Source organism: Marinococcus luteus, from assembly GCF_034497705.1.
Classification (GTDB): domain Bacteria; phylum Bacillota; class Bacilli; order Bacillales; family Marinococcaceae; genus Marinococcus; species Marinococcus luteus_A.
Genome location: NZ_JAXRUV010000001.1, coordinates 358,250 through 376,557 on the forward strand (window position 1 = coordinate 358,250; position 18,308 = coordinate 376,557).

Annotated in this window: 15 protein-coding genes; 8 read left to right on the forward strand and 7 right to left on the reverse strand. The window is 42.3% G+C overall.

Annotation, left to right across the window (positions count from 1 at the left end):
- Window positions 1–182: 182 nt before the first annotated feature.
- Window positions 183–1,370, reverse strand: a complete 1,188-nt coding sequence (locus tag Q9M42_RS01765; protein ID WP_322524811.1) for an AI-2E family transporter — start codon at window positions 1,368–1,370, stop codon at window positions 183–185.
- Between the two features lie 867 nt (window positions 1,371–2,237).
- Here Q9M42_RS01765 and Q9M42_RS01770 point away from each other — a divergent pair.
- From Q9M42_RS01770 to Q9M42_RS01785, 4 genes are all read left to right on the forward strand, one after another.
- On the forward strand, window positions 2,238–2,438 hold the full coding sequence (locus tag Q9M42_RS01770; protein WP_322524812.1) for a DUF6440 family protein: 201 nt from the start codon (window positions 2,238–2,240) through the stop codon (window positions 2,436–2,438).
- A gap of 636 nt (window positions 2,439–3,074) precedes the next feature.
- Window positions 3,075–5,591 (forward strand): GH39 family glycosyl hydrolase, encoded by a 2,517-nt coding sequence (locus Q9M42_RS01775; RefSeq protein WP_322524813.1) that lies wholly within the window; start codon window positions 3,075–3,077, stop codon window positions 5,589–5,591.
- A 167-nt stretch (window positions 5,592–5,758) separates the two neighbouring features.
- Window positions 5,759–8,536, forward strand: a complete 2,778-nt coding sequence (locus tag Q9M42_RS01780) for a beta-glucosidase (RefSeq protein WP_322524814.1) — start codon at window positions 5,759–5,761, stop codon at window positions 8,534–8,536.
- A 27-nt stretch (window positions 8,537–8,563) separates the two neighbouring features.
- The gene (locus Q9M42_RS01785; RefSeq protein ID WP_322524815.1) at window positions 8,564–10,906 is read left to right on the forward strand and encodes a beta-glucosidase family protein; all 2,343 of its coding nucleotides are present in this window, start codon (window positions 8,564–8,566) and stop codon (window positions 10,904–10,906) included.
- A 532-nt stretch (window positions 10,907–11,438) separates the two neighbouring features.
- On the opposite strand, the gene Q9M42_RS01790 is transcribed toward Q9M42_RS01785, so the two are convergent.
- Window positions 11,439–12,695: a cytochrome P450 family protein gene (locus Q9M42_RS01790; protein ID WP_322524816.1), complete on the reverse strand. Its 1,257-nt coding sequence runs from the start codon at window positions 12,693–12,695 to the stop codon at window positions 11,439–11,441.
- 254 nt (window positions 12,696–12,949) lie between these two features.
- Here Q9M42_RS01790 and Q9M42_RS01795 point away from each other — a divergent pair, with 254 nt between their 5' ends.
- A complete protein-coding gene (locus tag Q9M42_RS01795; protein ID WP_322524817.1) occupies window positions 12,950–13,450 on the forward strand; it encodes a TetR/AcrR family transcriptional regulator in 501 nt (166 codons plus the stop codon).
- Between the two features lie 627 nt (window positions 13,451–14,077).
- Here the strand turns inward: Q9M42_RS01795 and Q9M42_RS01800 are convergent.
- The gene (locus Q9M42_RS01800) at window positions 14,078–14,464 is read right to left on the reverse strand and encodes a DUF2255 family protein (protein WP_322524818.1); all 387 of its coding nucleotides are present in this window, start codon (window positions 14,462–14,464) and stop codon (window positions 14,078–14,080) included.
- Window positions 14,465–14,800: 336 nt separating this feature from the next.
- Here Q9M42_RS01800 and Q9M42_RS01805 point away from each other — a divergent pair, with 336 nt between their 5' ends.
- On the forward strand, window positions 14,801–14,992 hold the full coding sequence (locus Q9M42_RS01805; protein WP_322524819.1) for a DUF6440 family protein: 192 nt from the start codon (window positions 14,801–14,803) through the stop codon (window positions 14,990–14,992).
- A 72-nt stretch (window positions 14,993–15,064) separates the two neighbouring features.
- On the opposite strand, the gene Q9M42_RS01810 is transcribed toward Q9M42_RS01805, so the two are convergent.
- From Q9M42_RS01810 to Q9M42_RS01820, 3 genes are all read right to left on the reverse strand, one after another.
- A complete protein-coding gene (locus Q9M42_RS01810) occupies window positions 15,065–15,508 on the reverse strand; it encodes an Lrp/AsnC family transcriptional regulator (protein WP_322524820.1) in 444 nt (147 codons plus the stop codon).
- A gap of 506 nt (window positions 15,509–16,014) precedes the next feature.
- Window positions 16,015–16,209 carry a hypothetical protein gene (locus Q9M42_RS01815; protein ID WP_322524821.1) on the reverse strand — a complete coding sequence of 65 codons (195 nt, stop codon included), beginning with the start codon at window positions 16,207–16,209 and terminating at the stop codon, window positions 16,015–16,017.
- A gap of 69 nt (window positions 16,210–16,278) precedes the next feature.
- Window positions 16,279–16,473, reverse strand: coding sequence for a hypothetical protein (locus Q9M42_RS01820; protein ID WP_322524822.1), 195 nt, complete (start codon window positions 16,471–16,473; stop codon window positions 16,279–16,281).
- A 142-nt stretch (window positions 16,474–16,615) separates the two neighbouring features.
- On the opposite strand from Q9M42_RS01820, the gene Q9M42_RS01825 reads away from it, so the two are divergent.
- Window positions 16,616–17,089 carry a peptide-methionine (S)-S-oxide reductase gene (locus Q9M42_RS01825; protein ID WP_322524823.1) on the forward strand — a complete coding sequence of 158 codons (474 nt, stop codon included), beginning with the start codon at window positions 16,616–16,618 and terminating at the stop codon, window positions 17,087–17,089.
- A 31-nt stretch (window positions 17,090–17,120) separates the two neighbouring features.
- Here the strand turns inward: Q9M42_RS01825 and Q9M42_RS01830 are convergent, their stop codons facing one another.
- A complete protein-coding gene (locus Q9M42_RS01830) occupies window positions 17,121–17,708 on the reverse strand; it encodes a hypothetical protein (protein ID WP_322524824.1) in 588 nt (195 codons plus the stop codon).
- Window positions 17,709–18,028: 320 nt separating this feature from the next.
- Here Q9M42_RS01830 and Q9M42_RS01835 point away from each other — a divergent pair, with 320 nt between their 5' ends.
- Window positions 18,029–18,220 carry a hypothetical protein gene (locus Q9M42_RS01835; RefSeq protein ID WP_322524825.1) on the forward strand — a complete coding sequence of 64 codons (192 nt, stop codon included), beginning with the start codon at window positions 18,029–18,031 and terminating at the stop codon, window positions 18,218–18,220.
- The last annotated feature ends 88 nt before the right edge of the window (window positions 18,221–18,308 follow it).

Genomic DNA, 18,308 nt, shown 5'->3' on the forward strand with positions numbered 1-18,308 from the left:
TTGTGTTGATGGGGCAATAATTTTTCAATATCATCGTTTTATGTAAAATCGACTATATTCTATCGTATATCACCCTCTGCCAAAAGAGTGTGGAAGTTGCTTATAGCTAATGCTTCATTTTTTGAGGCTGAAACCTTCTTCACAAAAAAGGAATGTTACAGGTACAGACGAGGGATAAGAGTTTATTCTTGATTTTTTTGATGATTCGTCTCTCTTTCGGGAAAAGAGATTTCGTATTGATTATCCGTAGAGGCAAACCGGTTAAATCGAAGCTGAAACAGACGATACAAATGAAGGATAACGACTTTGATCAGAGCATAGCTTGGAATGGCGAGAATAACCCCAATGACACCTAAAAGATGGGCGGCTGTGAGCAGGATAAAAATAACGGTCACTGGATGGACCCGCAGCCGTTTCCCCATAATCTGGGGGGAGATGAATTTGCCTTCCAATAATTGCACAACAGTCCAGACGATCAGGAGTTTAGCCAGCATGAAAAACGACGTGGTCATGGCAATAATCAGTGCGGGAAGAATCGCAATAGCCGGACCGAGGTATGGAACCACGGCTGTTACGCTGGCGATAGCGGCTAAAACTAACGCATAATCCAAGCCGATAATAAGAAAACCGATGTAGAGACTAATGCCGATACAGAAACTGACCAGCAATTGGCCTACGATATAAGAGCTGATCTGATGATCCATATCGCTAAAAATTTTCCGGGCATCGTTTCGAATCTTTGGGGGGAGGGTCCGGACGACAGCTTTTGGAAAGGCTTCCCCGTCTTTTAATAAATAATAGAGAATGAAGGGAAGGGTAATAATGGCTACAAGCACGTTCGTTACCTGGATCAATAGGGCAGCGATTCCAGTGAACGTATCACCGGCGTAACTTGAAACCGTTCCGGGAATATCCGACAGCCAGCCATTAATATTACTCGAGACATTGGCATACACGTCCTGAAAAATGGATGCCTGCAGCCATGCATCGATACTTGCCCCTATTTGCTCAGCATACGCGGGGAACTCTTGTGCCATACTGGTTATTTGTTTTTCTAAGAAAGGAACAATGAAAGAAAGAAGGAGTACCAAGCCCCCGAGAGCAAAAGCAAATATCAGTAAGATACTGGCGGTTCTTGGTATTCCTTTACGCTCGAACCACCGGACAATCGGGCGTAACAAATAATAAGCAATCACAGCTAAGATGAGAGGAAGTGCGATGGTTTCCACAATCACCACCAGCGGGTGAAAGATAAACGAAATATGGGAGTAAACAAGAATAATCATGCCAAGACTGAATATAAGCGCGAGAGTGTAAACAAGATTTTTGCCGCCAAGAAAACGGGCATAACTGGTAGAAAACTTAGGCATTAGTATCCCCTTTCAGAAAAGAAGCCGTTATAGATGTATTATACCGCAAATGGTTTCTGAAAGCTTGACGGTGCAGCATATCGAATGTTTGATTGCTATAATCCAGGGCCCATCCAATTATTATGGGTGTTTGCAATAAATTAATGTTGAAAAAAGCATATTGGCGAATGAAGATAATAGCGTATGTTAAAAAAAGAAACAATGATAGAGTATGCATTGAAGACAGTTTCAAAGGAAATTTCGTTATAAAATTGTTTTTGGCAAGGTTATCACGTGATAGTTGCTCGAAATTATACCGAACAATAAAAAAATAAGCATAAATGTCACGAAATATAAAGAATTATTAAGTCTTCATGAAGTCTTTATGAAGATCTTTTCTCAGGTGTAGTGGGAGGGCGGACAGCATGGTAATGTAATTGTTGGGAGCAATATCCCTCCCCATTACTCCCCTTGAGTAATGATACCCCGTTAGAACGCCGGCCGAAATGGCTGGCGTTCTTTCGTTAAAAGTGTCAATTTCAATGACTAACATTTGTGCCAAATATAGAAGCTTTTATTTGCGCCAGTTATGGAAGCAAATTTGATCATCATCCATTACTACATTGATTTATTTAATAAGATCTATTAATAAGAATACCTTTTAAACCTTATCCGGGATCAAGAATTTACGCTTATGCTTTTACCCAGTCTATCAATGAGACAGAGTGTTCATATTTCTTTTTTCGGGCGTACTGGAAGGGAAAACTCTAGCCGGTCACGAAAAACTGCTAAAGCAAAAAAAGCCTGGACGCTTACGAATGATAGGCAGAAAACCAGAACATTAAGGTAGTCAACCTGAGGTGGGGTAATTTTGGTTAAATATGGGGGGTGATTCGATTGTTCAAGAGGAATGAAGAGGGGAAAGAGCAGCGTTTTTACATCAAACAATCAGAAAGTTTGTCTAAGCTTGGGGAAGTTTTTATTATTGTCGATCGAAAGACGGGTATTAATTATATGTGTACAGTTGCGGGGACGGGGAGCAGTCTGACACCTTTACTCGACAGCGAAGGAAATCCTGTACGGGAATAATAAAAATATGATGAGATTTTCCATCCGGATCATTAAAGGAGGATCTTTTTCTTTTTGTGTATACGAAATGGGGAGGTTTCAGTAACGGACCAGCCCCATTTCATTTTTTATATTTTCTTTTTCCAGTAAAGCACTGTTAACAGAAAGAATTTATATGATTACGCTAAACGATAAGAGGGGAGGCAGACTCTTTCGTTATTGTTTTTAAAAATCTTCATCTATTACTGAAATTCCTGCCTGGTCAACTATAACAGTCCCCCCAAAAAAATTAGTCTTATTCAGCAAGTACAGAACCCCTTGATTTTTTCACAAAAAACTTGTTTTCTTCAATTGCTGCACATCAATTTAAGGACAATTCTGAAAAAATCTCTTTATTCATAGTAACGTAGAATTTCTATTTACCTTATGTTCCTATGCTTTACGTAAGAGTGATCTCCGAGAGTATTACATAATATAAGAAAAATTGAAGTAATGGTGCCATTCTTATCAGCAATAAAGGTTAAACTGAAAATTGGCAATTGATTCTCCACCGTGAAGAAATTTGAATTGCAGTGCTCAAACTTAAAACAAGCTAACAATAAAAGATAAACAATTAATGTTATGATGCAGATTAACCGTACTACTGGGGGGAGAAAAATGTATACATACGAATCGATTAATTACCAAAGTAACCTGCCAATAAATATATTTGCACAGACTATTGAACGTTATCCTTATCACTGGCATGAGGATCCCGAGTTACTATTCGTGCTGGAAGGGTCCCTGGAAATAAGAATAAATGAAAAAACCTACAATCTGAACGCCGGAGATTTGTTTTTTATCAACAGTAATGAACTGCACTTTCTTCATTCAGTCGGCCAAAGCAAAAAGCCGCACGTACTAGTGTTGCAGATCAAGAGTAATTACATGAAACAAAGAGGCATCAATGTAGAAGAACAACAATTTTTTCTTGATGCCTATCATGCATCTTCGGGCGAAGACGTTCACGTGCAACGCCTGAAACAGCTGTTAGCTTTCATTTTAGACTTACTGATAAACCAAAAGGATAGCTCTATTTTAAAAATCGAAAATCTTGTTCTGGAAATATTAATTATATTAAGAGAAAATTTCGCATATTCATATCAAAAATCCGATGAGCAATTGTTAGAGGACAATAGACTGTTTGAGATAATGAAATATATGAATAACCATTACGCCAATAGTTCTTTAAGCATCGAAGAAATCGCTAGTGAGTTTTCATTAAGTCCGCAGCATCTCTCAAGATATTTCAAGCTGAAGGCGGGGACTTCCCTAAAAACGAAGCTGGATACGATACGGATGGAGAAATCACTATTTGCATTGCAGACAACAAATAAAGCTGTAACAGAAATCGCGCTGGAGTTCGGCTTTCCTGACACTAAATCCTATTACAGGGTATTCAGAAAGCATATGCAGATGGCTCCTGGCGAATATCGCAGAAAGTACCAATTCAGCATAGATTACAGCATACCGAGAGATTATTTAAGCATTAACAGCCGCGAGTCGTTGAAGAAGTTATTTCAATACATGACTATAAAAACTACTCCAGGCCCTGCGGTGCAAGCTGCGAAGGAAAATATTGATTTTTCCCAATCCACGAGAGCAATAAATCATTCCTTCACCTCTTTAGCTACCTTTGGCGATGCTGCGCTCGGTTTACGGAAGGACTTTCATGATCAGCTTTTCCAGCTCCAGAAGGATATTGGCTTTCGCTATGTAAGGTTTCACAATATCTTTTCGGACCAGCTGGAGGTATACAATGAAAGGCCTGATGGCTCATGGTATGCCAATTTTTCACATATTGAAGCATTGATTGATCAATTGCTGGCAAATAACATTAAACCGTTTATAGAAATTGGATTTATGCCAGGCGGGCTTGCCGGCAAGTCCTACACCATTTTTGAGGGAAGGGCTTCGGTGTCAGCTCCCAAATCGATGGAACGGTGGCTGGAATTGCTGGATTCTTTTATCAGGCATCTATTCAACCGTTACGGGTCAAAAGAAGTAAAGAGCTGGTATTTTGAATTTTGGAATGAACCGGAAGTTGACTATTTCTGGCGTGAATCAAAAGAAGAATTCTTTTCCTTTTATGCTCAAAGCTCCCGGTGTATTAAAGCAATAGACCCGGATCTTTGCGTTGGCGGCTTCGGAAACATTGACTTTCATGGGAACGCTTCCTGGCTGAATGACTTTCATGAATTTGCCGTCAAGCAGCAGGTAGGCCTCGATTTCTTTTCGTTTCATGTCTACAATCTGATGACTAACAGGGAAAAGAAAAAAGAGAAACCTGCTATAAAAGTGGATAGCTTTAGTACTGTTACAGAATTTTTAAGTGAAGTCACTATGATTGGAGAGGAAGATAACTTCTCCGCCTCAATAGATAAAATAATCAACCATACAAAAAAGTACAGCACGCTGGATCAGGAAAAATGGATAACGGAATGGAACGCCAACAGTGATTACGGCGACCCTCTTCATGATACCTGTTACATGGCGGCTTTTATTGTCAAAAATGCCGTGGATAACTTTCAAAAAATAAGCGGCATGGGATATTGGACCTTCACGGATGTTTTCAGGGAATTCAGCAGAGAGCCCACTTTATACCACGGTGGTTTCGGTTTAATGACGTATAACGGGATTAAAAAAGCCAGCTACCACGCTTTTGCTTTTTTGAGTAAGCTGGGGGAGGAGCTTATCACCATAAAAGAGAATATGATTGTGACAAAGTCGGAGGACAGGCTTCAAATTCTGCTTTGGAATTACAGCCACCCAAACCGTTTATATAGATCGTTCGATTATTCCCAATTAACTCCTACCAGTCGCTACGGTGTATTTGAAAACAGTGCTGCCCAGTCCCTGCAATTTGAATTAAAAGGGCTGCAGGGAGACTATCGGATAAAAAAACATTTTGTTAATCAGAAACATGGCTCTTCCTATGATGCATGGGTGGAGCTCGGGGCGCCTGAGGTGATTGATCCTGAGCTGAAAAGATATCTTCAGGCAAAAGCAGAACCGGGTCTTCGAACAGATTATTTGAATGCTGAAAATCCGTGTTTGCTTCAAACGACTCTGGATGCCCATGAAATTCAATTGATTGAGCTTACAAAAGATCACAATAATTGGAATGAAAAATAAAGAAATTGGATTGGGGAATATACAATTTTAAAAATAGGTTCATATTTGGAAAAGCATTCCTTCTTAAATGGGAATGTTTTTTTTATTAGACATTTGTATACTGAGTGCAGTCAAGAGACATGTATAAATGTCAGCGCTTACAAATCAAGGGGGGAGGGTTCATAACAATGGACCGATCAGCATTTAAAGAGAAGGTTAAAGAACAGAAACAAGAAGCAAAGAGGAAAATTAAAGCACTAAGAGAAGAGAAAAAGAAACGAAAACCGCTTTCAAGAGAAGAAAAAAAGGATCTTCGAAGAGACGATAAAACGCAAATAAAGCAATGGAAGAAGGATATTAAAAGCACGGAGGATAAAAAAGAAAGGAAGGCGAAAAAGAAAGGATTTAAAAAATACAAAAAACTGAAGCGTCGTCCTTACATACTGAGCTCTTTATTACTGATTGTCCTATTGATAGGGGGAGGCCTGCTTAACTGGTATTTAAGCGCTACAGCGCCGTTAACCGATGAACAGGCGGAAGCCGCAGACGAATCACGGGAAGTGGCGGAGCAGGTAATGGAGGAAAGCATTGTGATGCTGAAAAATGACGATGTCCTTCCACTGGAAGATAAAAAAATAAACGTGTTTGGAACTGGTTCAGCACGACCGGTATTCAGCGGAGGCGGAGCCGGGTCCATTGATGACACGAAGGCTGACGGGTTATATACAGCGTTGGACGAGGCAGGAATAAACTATAATTCCACGCTTTATAACGTCTATAATAACTATGAAAAAGAAGAAGAAGCTACTACAGAAGATTTCGAACCGTCGGATCCGTCACTTATTCAGACCCTTCTTCCAAACGCGGTTGGCTTTTTGCCCTACAACCCGGAAGAAATGCCCGTCTCAGAGCTTCCCGGGGACACACTTGAAGAAGCGGTATCCTATTCTGATACAGCAGTATATACTATTTCGAGAGTAGGGTCTGAAGCGATAGACCTGTCCATCGAAGATACCCAGTTAAGAAAAGAAGAGGAAGAAACCATCGAAACATTAAACGAAAACTTTGAACATGTCATCATTCTGGCAAATACGTTCAATGCCTTTGAATTTGGGTTTATAGAGGAATACGAAAATGTTGACGCTCTTCTCTGGGTGGGGGGACCCGGGCAATACGGGACGCATGCAATTGCACGGGTGTTAAAGGGGGAAACCTCTCCGTCCGGAAGACTGCCGGATACGTACGCTTATAACGTCGAAAGCAACCCTGCCGTTGAAAATACCGGAGACTTTGAATATGTAAATGAAAATGGGGAGGAGACCGGCCGGCATTTTGTTAACAATGAGGAAGGCATTTACGTAGGCTACCGGTACTATGAAACCTTTCTGACAGACGAAGAATATGAGGAAACCGTTCAGTTTCCATTCGGATACGGTCTCTCCTATACAGAGTTTGACTGGAACGTTGAAGCAACAAATTTCACGGATACCGAAATTTCTTATGACATCAATGTAACGAACACAGGTGACGCAGCCGGCAAAGACGTCGTTCAAGTCTATTTTTCTCCTCCATATAATGAAGGCGGCCTGGAAAAAGCGGATAAGGAACTTGGGGGATACGCGAAAACCTCAGAACTGGATCCGGGTGAATCGGAGGTAGTGACTGTCAGCTTTCCGGTAAAGGATATGGCCACTTATGACCATGAGAATGAAGAAGCCTGGGTGCTGGAGGAAGGAGATTACGAGCTGGATGTTGCTTCTCATATCCGGGACAGCCAGGACACTTCCACGTTCACAGTGGAAGAAACAAACATTTACAATGAAGACGGCACAACTGGTACACCGATTCAAAATCGTTTCGAGGACGCTGAAGGTGATCTGACGTATTTGTCCCGGGAAAACCCGGAAGAAACTTATCCCGAGGGACCTTCGGAAGATGATTTCTTAATTCCGGATATCGTGGAGGAAACCGCGGATTACGAGCATGAAGCCACCACGGAAGAGACGCCTCCGACGAATGTGGATAACGGTATTGTGCTCGAGGATCTGCAGGGGCTCGATTATAATGATCCTCTCTGGGATGACTTTCTCGATCAATTTACTCCCGAGGAAATGATCAAATTAGCAGGCGATGGCGGCTACTGGTCCGTGCCAATCGAACGATTAGGCATTCCGGGGACCTCCATGTACGATGGGCCTTCTACGATTAAAAACTTCTTTGACTCGTGGTCATCGGTTGCTTTTCCAGCCGGGATCAATGTTGGAAGCACATGGAATAAATCGCTGGTTGAAAACATGGGTACGTCGATGGGAGAGGAAGCCAATGCTTTTGATGTGGAAGCGATCTACGCTCCTGCACTTAATATGCACCGCACGCCGCTTGGGGGCAGAAACTTTGAATATTACTCTGAGGACCCTCATCTTGTCGGGGAAACCGGTGCTGCTTATATCAGTGGATTAGAAAGCACCGATACGACCGCTGTAATGAAGCATTTTGTTGGAAATGACCAGGAAACGAACCGGGCGAGTAACGGATTATATGTATGGGCAAATGAACAGGCTTTGCGGGAAATTTACCTTCGTCCTTTTGAAAAAGCAGTAAAAGAAGGCGAGCCCCATGGAGCAATGTCCTCCTTTACAAGAGTAGGGCCTACATGGTCCGGCGGCAGCCAGGCATTACTGACCGATGTATTGCGCGAAGAGTGGGGATTTGAAGGCTTTGTCATTACAGATGCAGGAATAGGACCGCAGGGCGAGCACTTCGACGCGTTGCAGGCCATACATGCCGGAAACGACATGATGCTTGCTTTCCCTATCAATCTGCCTATGGCAAATAAATTTGAAGAAGAACTGGCAGAGCACCTGGAAGAAGACGAAACAGAAACGGTGGCAGGGCTTAGAAAAGCAGTCCATAATATCTGCTACTACATTCTTCAAACACAAGAAATGAAAAAAGAGGACGAATGATACGAATCCTACAAGGTGGTAAACACAATGCTGAAAAACCAAGAAATTATTGACCAGATGACGCTGGAAGAAAAAGCTTCGCTGATGTCCGGGAAAAACTTTTGGAACACGCAGGACATCGAGAGGTTGAATATTCCTTCGATCATGCTGACAGACGGGCCCCATGGGTTAAGAAAGCAGGGCGGAAAAGCCGATCATTTAGGGTTGAATAAAAGCATCCCTTCCACCTGCTTTCCTACCGCTGCCACGCTGGCGAACAGCTGGGATGAAAGCCTGCTGCACGATGTTGGTTATTATATTGGCAGCGAAGCGGTCGATGAAAATGTAAGTGTATTACTTGGACCTGGTTTAAATATTAAACGAAATCCGCTGGGCGGAAGGAATTTTGAATACTTTTCCGAAGACCCTTTTCTCAGCGGAAAATTAGCCGCAAGCATGACCAGAGGCATCCAGAGTAACGGTATATCTGCGTGCCCCAAGCATTTTGCTGTTAACAGTCAGGAACATTTAAGAATGACAATTGATGAAATCGTCGATGAACGGGCCCTGCATGAAATTTATTTAGAAGGCTTCCGCTTAGCCGTGGAAGAAGGAGAGCCGAAAACGTTGATGAGTGCCTACAATAAAGTAAACGGTGAATATGCCAATGAACATTTGTATCTAATGCAGGAAGTGCTTTATCATCAATGGAACTATGAGGGAGTTGTTGTTACTGACTGGGGAGGTAACAACGACCGCATCAAGGGACTGTTGGCCGGAAATCAGCTTGAAATGCCCTCGACCGGCGGTATCACGGATCAGGAGATCGTGCACGCAATAAAATCGAATGAGCTGGAGGAGGACGTTTTAGACCAAAGCGTGGACCGGCTGCTCACTTTAATCTTTGATACCCGGTCTGCTGATACGAAAAAGGCAGTTGAGACGAAGCATCACCACGAGGCAGCCGTGGAAGCGGCGAAGCGTTCAATGGTTCTGCTTAAAAATGAACAGGATATTCTTCCGCTGCAAAGCGGGCAGACGATCGCAATTATCGGTGATTTTGCAGATGTGCCAAGGTATCAGGGCGCAGGAAGTTCATTAGTTCAGCCCACCAGGTTACCCAGCCCGTGGGAAGCCCTGCAAAAGACATCGTTAACTCTCTCAGGCTATGCGAAGGGGTTTAAAAGGTTTGGGGGGAGCAGCACAAAATTGAAGCAGGAAGCCGCTGCGCTTGCCAAAGAATCAGACATTGTTCTGTTGTTTCTCGGTTTAGATGAAGGAAGTGAAGCGGAAGGCATAGACAGGTCAGATATGAAGCTTGGAAATAATCAGTTAGAGCTAGTGGAAGAGCTGACGAACATCCATGATAACGTGATCGTGATTCTTTCTGGCGGTTCTATAGTGGAAATGCCTTTTGCCTCAAAGGTTCAGGGAATTATCCATGCTTACCTTGGGGGCCAGGGCATGGGAGAAGCTTTGAGTGACATTCTGGAGGGTGGCTACAATCCAGGTGGAAAACTGGCTGAAACGTATCCTGTTCATTACAGCGATGTCCCTTCAGCTCCGTACTATCCTGGCCGGGAAGCAACCGCTGAGCATAGAGAGAGCATTTACATTGGCTACCGTTATTTTGATACTAAAGACATTCCTGTTCTTTTCCCCTTTGGGTACGGTCTGTCCTACACTAGTTTTGAATACAGCCAAATGCATGTCAGCAGCACACATATTTCATTGACGATAAAAAATACAGGTTCCCGGGCAGGGGAAGAGGTTGCCCAGCTTTACGTTGAACCATTGGATTCACACATCTTTCGGGCCCGAAAAGAACTGAAAGGGTTTGTGAAAGTGCATTTAGAGCCCGAAGAGGCCAAAGAAGTAACGATTCCATTTACTGAAAATCAAGCCGCCTACTATAACCCAGCCATGCAGGCGTGGTCCCTGGAAAGCGGCAGGTATACACTGAATATTGGAAGTTCTATTCAGGATATAAGATTGTCCCATACGATAACGATTGAAGGGGACGATCACGCTCCGCCCTATAATAAAGAAAAGCTGCCATCGTATTGCAAAGCAGATGTGCATCATATAAGAGACGAAGAATTTCATGCTCTTTTAGGCCACACGCCTCCTGCTTCCAAATGGAACAGAAAGAAGAACTTGGACCATAACGACACACTTGCCCAAATGAAGTATAAAAAAGGATTAGGGCAAATGATATATCTTTTAATTGTGTCGATAAAAAAAGGATTAATGGCTGCGAATAAGCCCTTACAGGCGAACAACACGATGTTTATTATGAATATGACCTTTCGGCAGATCCCACGGTTTACAAGCGGCAAAGTCAGTAAAAAAACGGTCAGCCGCGTATTAAAAATTATTAATTTAGGATAATAGCCAGGCGAAGTTACGTTGCTGCTTCATTCGATATTTTTCTTAATGAATATACATCCTTTCTCCAGATCAGCCTTTACGGCTGGTCTTTTTTTGGCTTTTGAATGAAAAAATTAAGCCCTCTGGATGATTATGAACATGATAATAGGGGAATTTAAAAAGGAGAAAATTTTAACCGTGGATGACGTAAAAACATCAATCTGTAAAGATCGTTAAAGTGCGCCATGGCAAGAATTTATAAAGGTGGAGAGAATACTAATGTTTTCGCTGACAGCTCTGGATATTTCAAGAACAATGTTAATAACCGACCTTATTTCTGCCCATGTATTTGGATTTCTGTTTGTCGTTTATATTTCCAGTCCGTTTACTAAAAATAATTTCCGTAAGAAGAAAAAATAGATTTTTTTGGAAGAGCGAATGATTTGCGTCATTAAGGGGGAGGGGGAAGAAATAAAAAAAACGTGAATCAAATGATCCACGATAAAAATGCGTGTTTTATTTTTTTAACAGATGAAAAGCCTGCCTGCTCTGATTAAAAAGTAACCGGCAGTGAATCCAGTCCCTGAGAAGACAGCGCGTAGTTCCATTCCACCTCGCCCCGGGAGTATTTCAGCTGAAGGTTCGGCATCCGCCGGAACAGATTTGAAAATGCCACATCTCCTTCCACCCGGGCAAGCGGGGCGCCCAAACACATGTGAAGCCCCTGTCCAAAGGCCAGATGACGATCAATGCTGCGTTCGATTTCCAGATCCTCCGCTTCAGTAAATTTTTCTTCGTCCCGGTTGGCCGCTTTAACGATGATCAGGATCATATCTCCCTTAGCGATCTGCTGCCCGGCAATTTCCGTATCCTGTGTTGCATAGCGCGGTCCGACGCTCGTGGACGGCCCGTTAAACCTCAGTAATTCCTCGACGGCTGAAGGCACCAAACCAGGGTCTTCCTTAACTTTCTCCAGCTCTTCCGGATGATCCAGCAGCTCCATTGTCCCGGTCGCAATTAAATTGGAGGTGGTTTCATGGCCGGCAAATATCAGCAGCGTGATCATCGAAATTAATTCCGATTCACTGAGACGGTCTTCCTCCTCTTCGATGGTGACTAAGCTGCTGATTAAATCATCCGCGGGACTTTCCCGCTTGCTGTCCACCAGCTGCTTCGTATATTCGCCAAATTGGTTCAGGTGTTCTGCCACTTCCGGATCCTGCCTTCCCCATCCCAGACCTTTGGCTATAGCCGAAGACCACATTTGAAGCTTTTCCCGATCTGCCTCCGGCACCCCAAGCATTTCCGAGATGACGTTAATCGGTAAAGGGTAGGCATAGTCTTTAACAAGATCCATTTCCCCGTTAGACTCGACTTTATCAAGCAGTTCGTCTGAAATTTCCTGCACACGCGGACGCAGGCTTTCCATGTATTTCGGTGTGAAGGCTTTAGACACTAAGGTGCGCAGGCGACGGTGGTCGAAACCGTCTACGAAAAGCATGGATTTTCCCGTAAAAAACGTGTCCGGAGAACTTGAGTCTTCGGTAACGGAAAGATTCTCCCGGACGCCTTCCGCCTCAATCGAAGCAGGATCGACCGTAAAACCCTTTTTATCTTTAAGCACCTGCACAGCTTCGTCCATCCGGGTAACCATCCACGCATTATGATCCTCACTCCCCATCGGATGCGGAATAGGGAGCACCGGTCCTTTCGCTCTTGCTTCGGCAAAAGCAGCAAAAGGGTCCTCCTCGCTTCTGCCGCTGAGTATACTTAACACTCTTGTCTGTACGGATTCGTGGGATTGATCCAAAGTGATCTTCCTTTCATGAACGCGTTATTTTAGCAGGATAGATTTCTTCCTGAGCATCAAGTATACTAACAATGTGTTTGATAATGAACATATTGTTCGATACCATTTTTTATATAACGAACAACTTCAGGGATGTATGTTCGTTAGTCATGAAAATGTCACATTTAGTAGGGAGACATATGAAATCCATTTCTAAAACCGACCGGAGAGTCAAGTATACAAAAATGGCTCTTAGACATAGTTTATTCGAATTAATGCACAAAAAACCCGTTAGTGCCATCACGGTCACGGAGCTTTGTAAGTATGCAGATATTAACCGGAACACCTTTTACGCTCATTATGAATCTCCCAGTGCTCTGCTTTCGAGTATTGAAGCGGAGTTTACCCAGACCTTTATTAACAAAGTCGAGCATTCCCTGGACAGTCATCAATACAATAATCTCATGTACAGGCTGTGTGCCTACCTCGAACAAAATCGGGATGCCTGCAGGGTGCTTGTTGTTCTGCAAAACAGCCAGGAGAACGTATTTACACGTATCCATAATTACTTTCGTCCGCGTATCACAGAAAGGTGGGCCCGGGAAAGCTCCCTGGACCACTCAAAAACAGAATCATTTTATGTATTCATTGCAGGGGGAAGCGCCTCACTCATCGAGGAGTGGGTTCAATCCGATTTTCAAAAAAGCCCGGAGGAGATCGCCAAAATGATAGAAGAGATCTTAATCACATTAAACAAGCATATGCTAAAAAATTAATAAGAGTGCCTGTGTACTCAAAATACAATTTGGAAATGAAAATACTTAAAGCCCCTGCAATTATTAGGGAAAGGACTACCACGTATAGAATCTTTTCTATACGGAATTCTACATCCTTTAAGCTGGAGGTATAACTCCATATGAGCACGGGATCAGCAGCTAAAACGACAATGAAATTACTCTAGCTGTTTGCCATTAATTCAGGATTAAACGTAAAAGGGTTAAAAGAATAAAGGCTGACAAAGCTCCAGAGCTGTTGAAGTTTGTTAAATGTTTATTAAGATCAGGAGGGAAGGGGCGTATCAGGCCATTATACGTGCTAAATTGTTTTTGGGAGCAATATCCCTCCCCATTACTCCCCTTGAGTAATGATACCCCGTTAGAACGCCGGCCGAAATGGCTGGCGTTCTTTCGTTATTTTACGCATTGCCCTGCCTTGGGGCACCGCAAGAGAAAAAATTTGCTATATTTAAATTTAAAGCTTATATAAAAGAAATGATTAATATTAATACCACGAGGCTTTCTGCACCACATAGAAAGCCTCGTGGTATGTGAAGAAAAGATATGCACGGTTAAAAACTTCAGATCAAGCTTTCATCGAGAGTATAAGTTTTCCAGACCAGTGCTTTAAGTCTCTCGGGGAAGAATTTGCATCGTTGCGCTGATAGGGCCCTCCTGCAGCATAGGAGGCATATAGCTACTGTCCCCATACTTTTCCCGGTAGGCCTGATCAATATTTTTCATAAGCTCTGGATCGTGGCTGACCGGGTGAAAAAGAACATTATACTCCTTGCCGGCAATTTGTATTTTCCCGGCCTGTTGTTCTGCCGCCGACTGATACCATCTGGAATGCTGGCCGTTATAAGCCCGGGCGTAAAGAGCATTATCCGCGACCACCGACCAGATCCATGTTGGAGTGCCCGGGGTTTTACCATCGCTGTAAAAGGGAGAAATGTATAAATCATCGGAACGGGCAAAAAGACTGAGCTGTTCCTGAGTCCAGATTGATGACATAAAGTGAACCTCCTTTTATATCGTATAATTAGTATTCTAGATCTTAATGTGTACTTCAAGTCAAGGAAAGCGAAGAGAAATAAACGTTTTGTGACTGTGCAGTAAATTTCATTTTTCTTTTATAGATGGGTATCTACGCTATTTATTGGTTCGATCATTAAGACAGAGTGTGTATATTTTTCGGGCGTACTGGAAGGGAAACTTCAGGTCGGTCGCGAAGAAACTGCTAAAGCAAAAATAAAAGTCTGGATGCTTACGAATGATAGGCAGAAACCCAGAACATTAAGGTAGTCAAACCAGGGTGGGATAATTTTGGTTAAATATAGGGGGATTCGATTGTTTAGAAAAAATGAACAGGAAAAAGAGAAGCGTTTTTACATCAAACAATCAGAGAGTTTGTCTAAGCTTGGAGAAGTTTTTATTATTGTTGATCATGAGACGGGCATTAATTATATGTGTACAGTTGCGGGTACGGGGAGCAGTTTGAGACCTTTACTCGACAGCGAAGGAAATCCTGCAAGGGAATAACAAAAATATTATGAAATTTTTCGCCGGAGAATATCAATGATTTTTATTATTCAACCATTCCTAGTTGCGTACTTAATAGGAAAAACTGTCTTTATATTGCTTGAGCTCTACGTTGACGTCGACATCTAAAATACCTTCAATTGCGGCTAAATCGGCGTTGATAAACGAAACCAATTCCTCATTGGTCGAAAAGTATGCCTGTATCATGAGGTCGTGATTACCAGAAAAGGCTCCTACGAAACGAACAGCTTCAAAGGTTTGGAGTTGAAGAGCAACATGCTGCTGCTGTCCTAGCCTGGTGTTAATACCGACAATGACCTGTACGTCCAAACCAATTTTTTTCGGGTCGGTATGAACAATAAAGTCAAAAACCCCGTCATCCAGCATTTTGCGGATCCGGGAGCGGATCGTTCCTTCACTTACATTCAATGTTCGTGCAATTGTGGAATATGATTCTTTGGCGTTGTGCTGCAAAGCCCGTAGAATGGCCCGGTCGGTTTGGTCGAGTGATGGCATGGTGGAGGGCCTCCTCATAATTATGTGCTTGAATGGTATCAGGGCACCTATAAAATACCTATATTATACAAGGAAAAAAATCTGGGAAGCAACGAATAATTTTTATGTTTTTGATTAATAGATATATTTGGATCTAACAACGAATATTAGGAGGGGATCCATGCAGAAATAGGAATGGTTAGCCGTTGCTTTAATTATTAATCTCGCACTAAGTGCCATTTTAACTTTTTTACTACGAGGTTAATAGTATACGGGCTTCGAGAGGGCGGCGGAACTTATGAAATGGGATGTTTATCAGCCCTGGGCTGGATGGTAGCTTTATTAATGACCCTATATACATTTTGGAGATAATCCACTACATGGTTTGTGCTCACAATTACGGTCGGTTAGGCTTTGCCGGTAATCTTCTTTTTTTACTTTTCATTAGTAATTTTACCTAAATAAAATAAAAAAACACTTGTGCTTAAAAATGCCAATACACCAAAGATACCCATTTATAGGCCCCCTCAATTTTTATAGTCGGTGGAAACGCCGGATGGTGTTCTTTGAAGGTAAAAGAAAATTCCAATAGAAATAGCCAGAATAAGCAATAATAATATAAATAACCAACCTGGCATATGAATAATATGGCGCAGGTCCATAAGAATTAAAGCAAACGATACAGTTCCAAACAATTTATAAAACAGTCTCAATATACTCATAATACCCCTCCTTAAACGATTAGCTTAAAACTCAGTAATAGATGGACTGGTATATGAAAATACTCCTTGCTAATTTCCAGAGCTTTCTTTATGTTTTCGCCAATAATTCAGCAGCCTATTCGATAGTATCGTTCCTAAAACGCTAATCACTAAAGCAACGAGTAGTTGAACAAGATAGGGACAGAAGGTTAAACTATCCACTAAAATAATACTGATTGTTGCCACAAAACCACTCAATGCGCCAATTTGCCATTCTTTCATCATAAATGTTTCTCCTTTATTCATTGAAAAAATGTAAAATAATTCCTTTTTATATTCTACTACTAGGTGCCAACAAGATAAATGGTTTTTGCCTTGCAGTGTTTAAAAAATGTAGTTCCAATCTTTTAAATAAAGGTGTGTTTATATGGAAACAATTTACCTTGCCGGCGGCTGTTTATGGGGCGTGCAGGCGTTTTTAAAAACGCTGCCTGGCGTGGAGTTCACAGAAGCGGGCAGAGCGAACGGAAGCAGTTATACTCTTGAAGGGGACTACGATGGCTACGCTGAATGCGTGAAAACGGAATTTGCCCCGGACGTGATAACCGTCAGCGGATTAATGGAATATTTATTTGAAATCATTGATCCATACAGCTTAAATCAGCAGGGGCCGGATATGGGGGAGAAATACAGAACCGGCGTATATAGTGAAAGCCTGGAGCATTTAGCAGAGGCGAAGGCGTTTCTCAGGGAGAGGGAGGATTACGGGGCTATAATGGTTGAGGTGCTGCCTCTTACCAATTACATTAAAAGTGCTGAAGAACATCAGGACAGGCTGGATAAATATCCCGACGATTATTGCCACATTCCAAAAGGGTTATTGTATAAATATAAGCGGTGAAGCCTTTTTTATCGGTCAGGCAGCGGGGAAGCTAGAACGCTGCGTAAAAGCCTCCCAGGAATAAAACTGTAACGACAGCAGCCATTACGGCAAAACATAAGTACGTGAAAGCGATCGTTAAGGATTTCGGTCTGCTCGTATTCGCTGCAACCTGGATTGTGCCGACGGCAACGACAAATATCCAAATAAATGAAAGCCCTTCGAGCACTCTGTAGATAAGCGTAAATAGTGTCGGAGTGTTTCCCTGTGCAAAGAACAGGAACAATCCAATAAGCGCAACCGGCAGCAAAAAGAGAGAAGGAATACTAGTTAAAATATTAACCCAAAAAGCTTTTTGATAGGAAAGAGAATGATCATGAATGCTGGCCGCGCCTTTCAAAATTATGGGTAAGATAAAAAACGAAATTCCACCAAACAGAGTCGTCAGCAGTAAAAACCAGAGTTCACCGGAAAGAATTGAAGATTGATTAGTTCCGCGAAAAATATACTCTGTAATAAACGTATGTAAAAGACTGAGGCTCAGAATAATAGCTGCCACCAAAGGAAGAGAGTAACGGGTTGTTAAAAGAGCGAATTGCTTCCGGGGCCGGAAGGGAAGCTGAAGTATGGATGTAAACATGTGAACTCCTCCTGCGACTTTTATGTAATTTAATTACATTTAAAACAATAATATACATACGTTGTAGGGGCAACCCTTTATTTTTTTACCTTTCTGTTTGAGCCTGTGGTTAACCAGGAAATAAATGTTGGGCCGCTACACCGGTTGTTTCTGAAGGTACAGATGATCTATTAACAGCATAAATCTTAACACTGGCAGGGTTTTCATAGTGACCGCTCCTTTCAGGTAAATTCTTTAATATACTTTATTTCTAAAGATTTACCAGCTGCGGGGCAGGGTACAGAAATGTGGCGGCAAAAAGTTACTAACGGAGGGGTTTTATGAAAAGTACAAAGTCCGTTCTTTATTTGTATGGAATATTTTTATTTATTTCGTGGAACCTGGTGCTTTTACTGGACCAGGCCCATTACGATGCAACGTACAGGATAGAAGGTATTTTGTTTATGACTGCGGTGGTGGCAGTGCTATTTCTATGTAATTTCTTTTATCACAGGAAACGAACAGAAGAGTAGCAGCACAGCATTCAGCAGTTTATGAAAATGGTTTCCCGGGACAGGCAGGGGAAGCCGTTTTTTGTTTTATCAGCGAAATCAGACAGTA

Bases quoted from the DNA above. Each gene is read 5' to 3' on its own strand.
- Q9M42_RS01820 (WP_322524822.1), bottom strand. From the start codon at position 16,473: ATGATGAAAGAATGGCAAATTGGCGCATTGAGTGGTTTTGTGGCAACA.
- Q9M42_RS01780 (WP_322524814.1), top strand. From the start codon at position 5,759: ATGGACCGATCAGCATTTAAAGAGAAGGTTAAAGAACAGAAACAAGAA.
- Q9M42_RS01810 (WP_322524820.1), bottom strand. From the start codon at position 15,508: ATGCCATCACTCGACCAAACCGACCGGGCCATTCTACGGGCTTTGCAG.
- Q9M42_RS01785 (WP_322524815.1), top strand. From the start codon at position 8,564: ATGCTGAAAAACCAAGAAATTATTGACCAGATGACGCTGGAAGAAAAA.
- Q9M42_RS01765 (WP_322524811.1), bottom strand. From the start codon at position 1,370: ATGCCTAAGTTTTCTACCAGTTATGCCCGTTTTCTTGGCGGCAAAAAT.
- Q9M42_RS01775 (WP_322524813.1), top strand. From the start codon at position 3,075: ATGTATACATACGAATCGATTAATTACCAAAGTAACCTGCCAATAAAT.
- Q9M42_RS01800 (WP_322524818.1), bottom strand. From the start codon at position 14,464: ATGTCATCAATCTGGACTCAGGAACAGCTCAGTCTTTTTGCCCGTTCC.
- Q9M42_RS01795 (WP_322524817.1), top strand. From the start codon at position 12,950: ATGCACAAAAAACCCGTTAGTGCCATCACGGTCACGGAGCTTTGTAAG.
- Q9M42_RS01825 (WP_322524823.1), top strand. From the start codon at position 16,616: ATGGAAACAATTTACCTTGCCGGCGGCTGTTTATGGGGCGTGCAGGCG.
- Q9M42_RS01830 (WP_322524824.1), bottom strand. From the start codon at position 17,708: ATGTTTACATCCATACTTCAGCTTCCCTTCCGGCCCCGGAAGCAATTC.
- Q9M42_RS01835 (WP_322524825.1), top strand. From the start codon at position 18,029: ATGAAAAGTACAAAGTCCGTTCTTTATTTGTATGGAATATTTTTATTT.
- Q9M42_RS01815 (WP_322524821.1), bottom strand. From the start codon at position 16,209: ATGAGTATATTGAGACTGTTTTATAAATTGTTTGGAACTGTATCGTTT.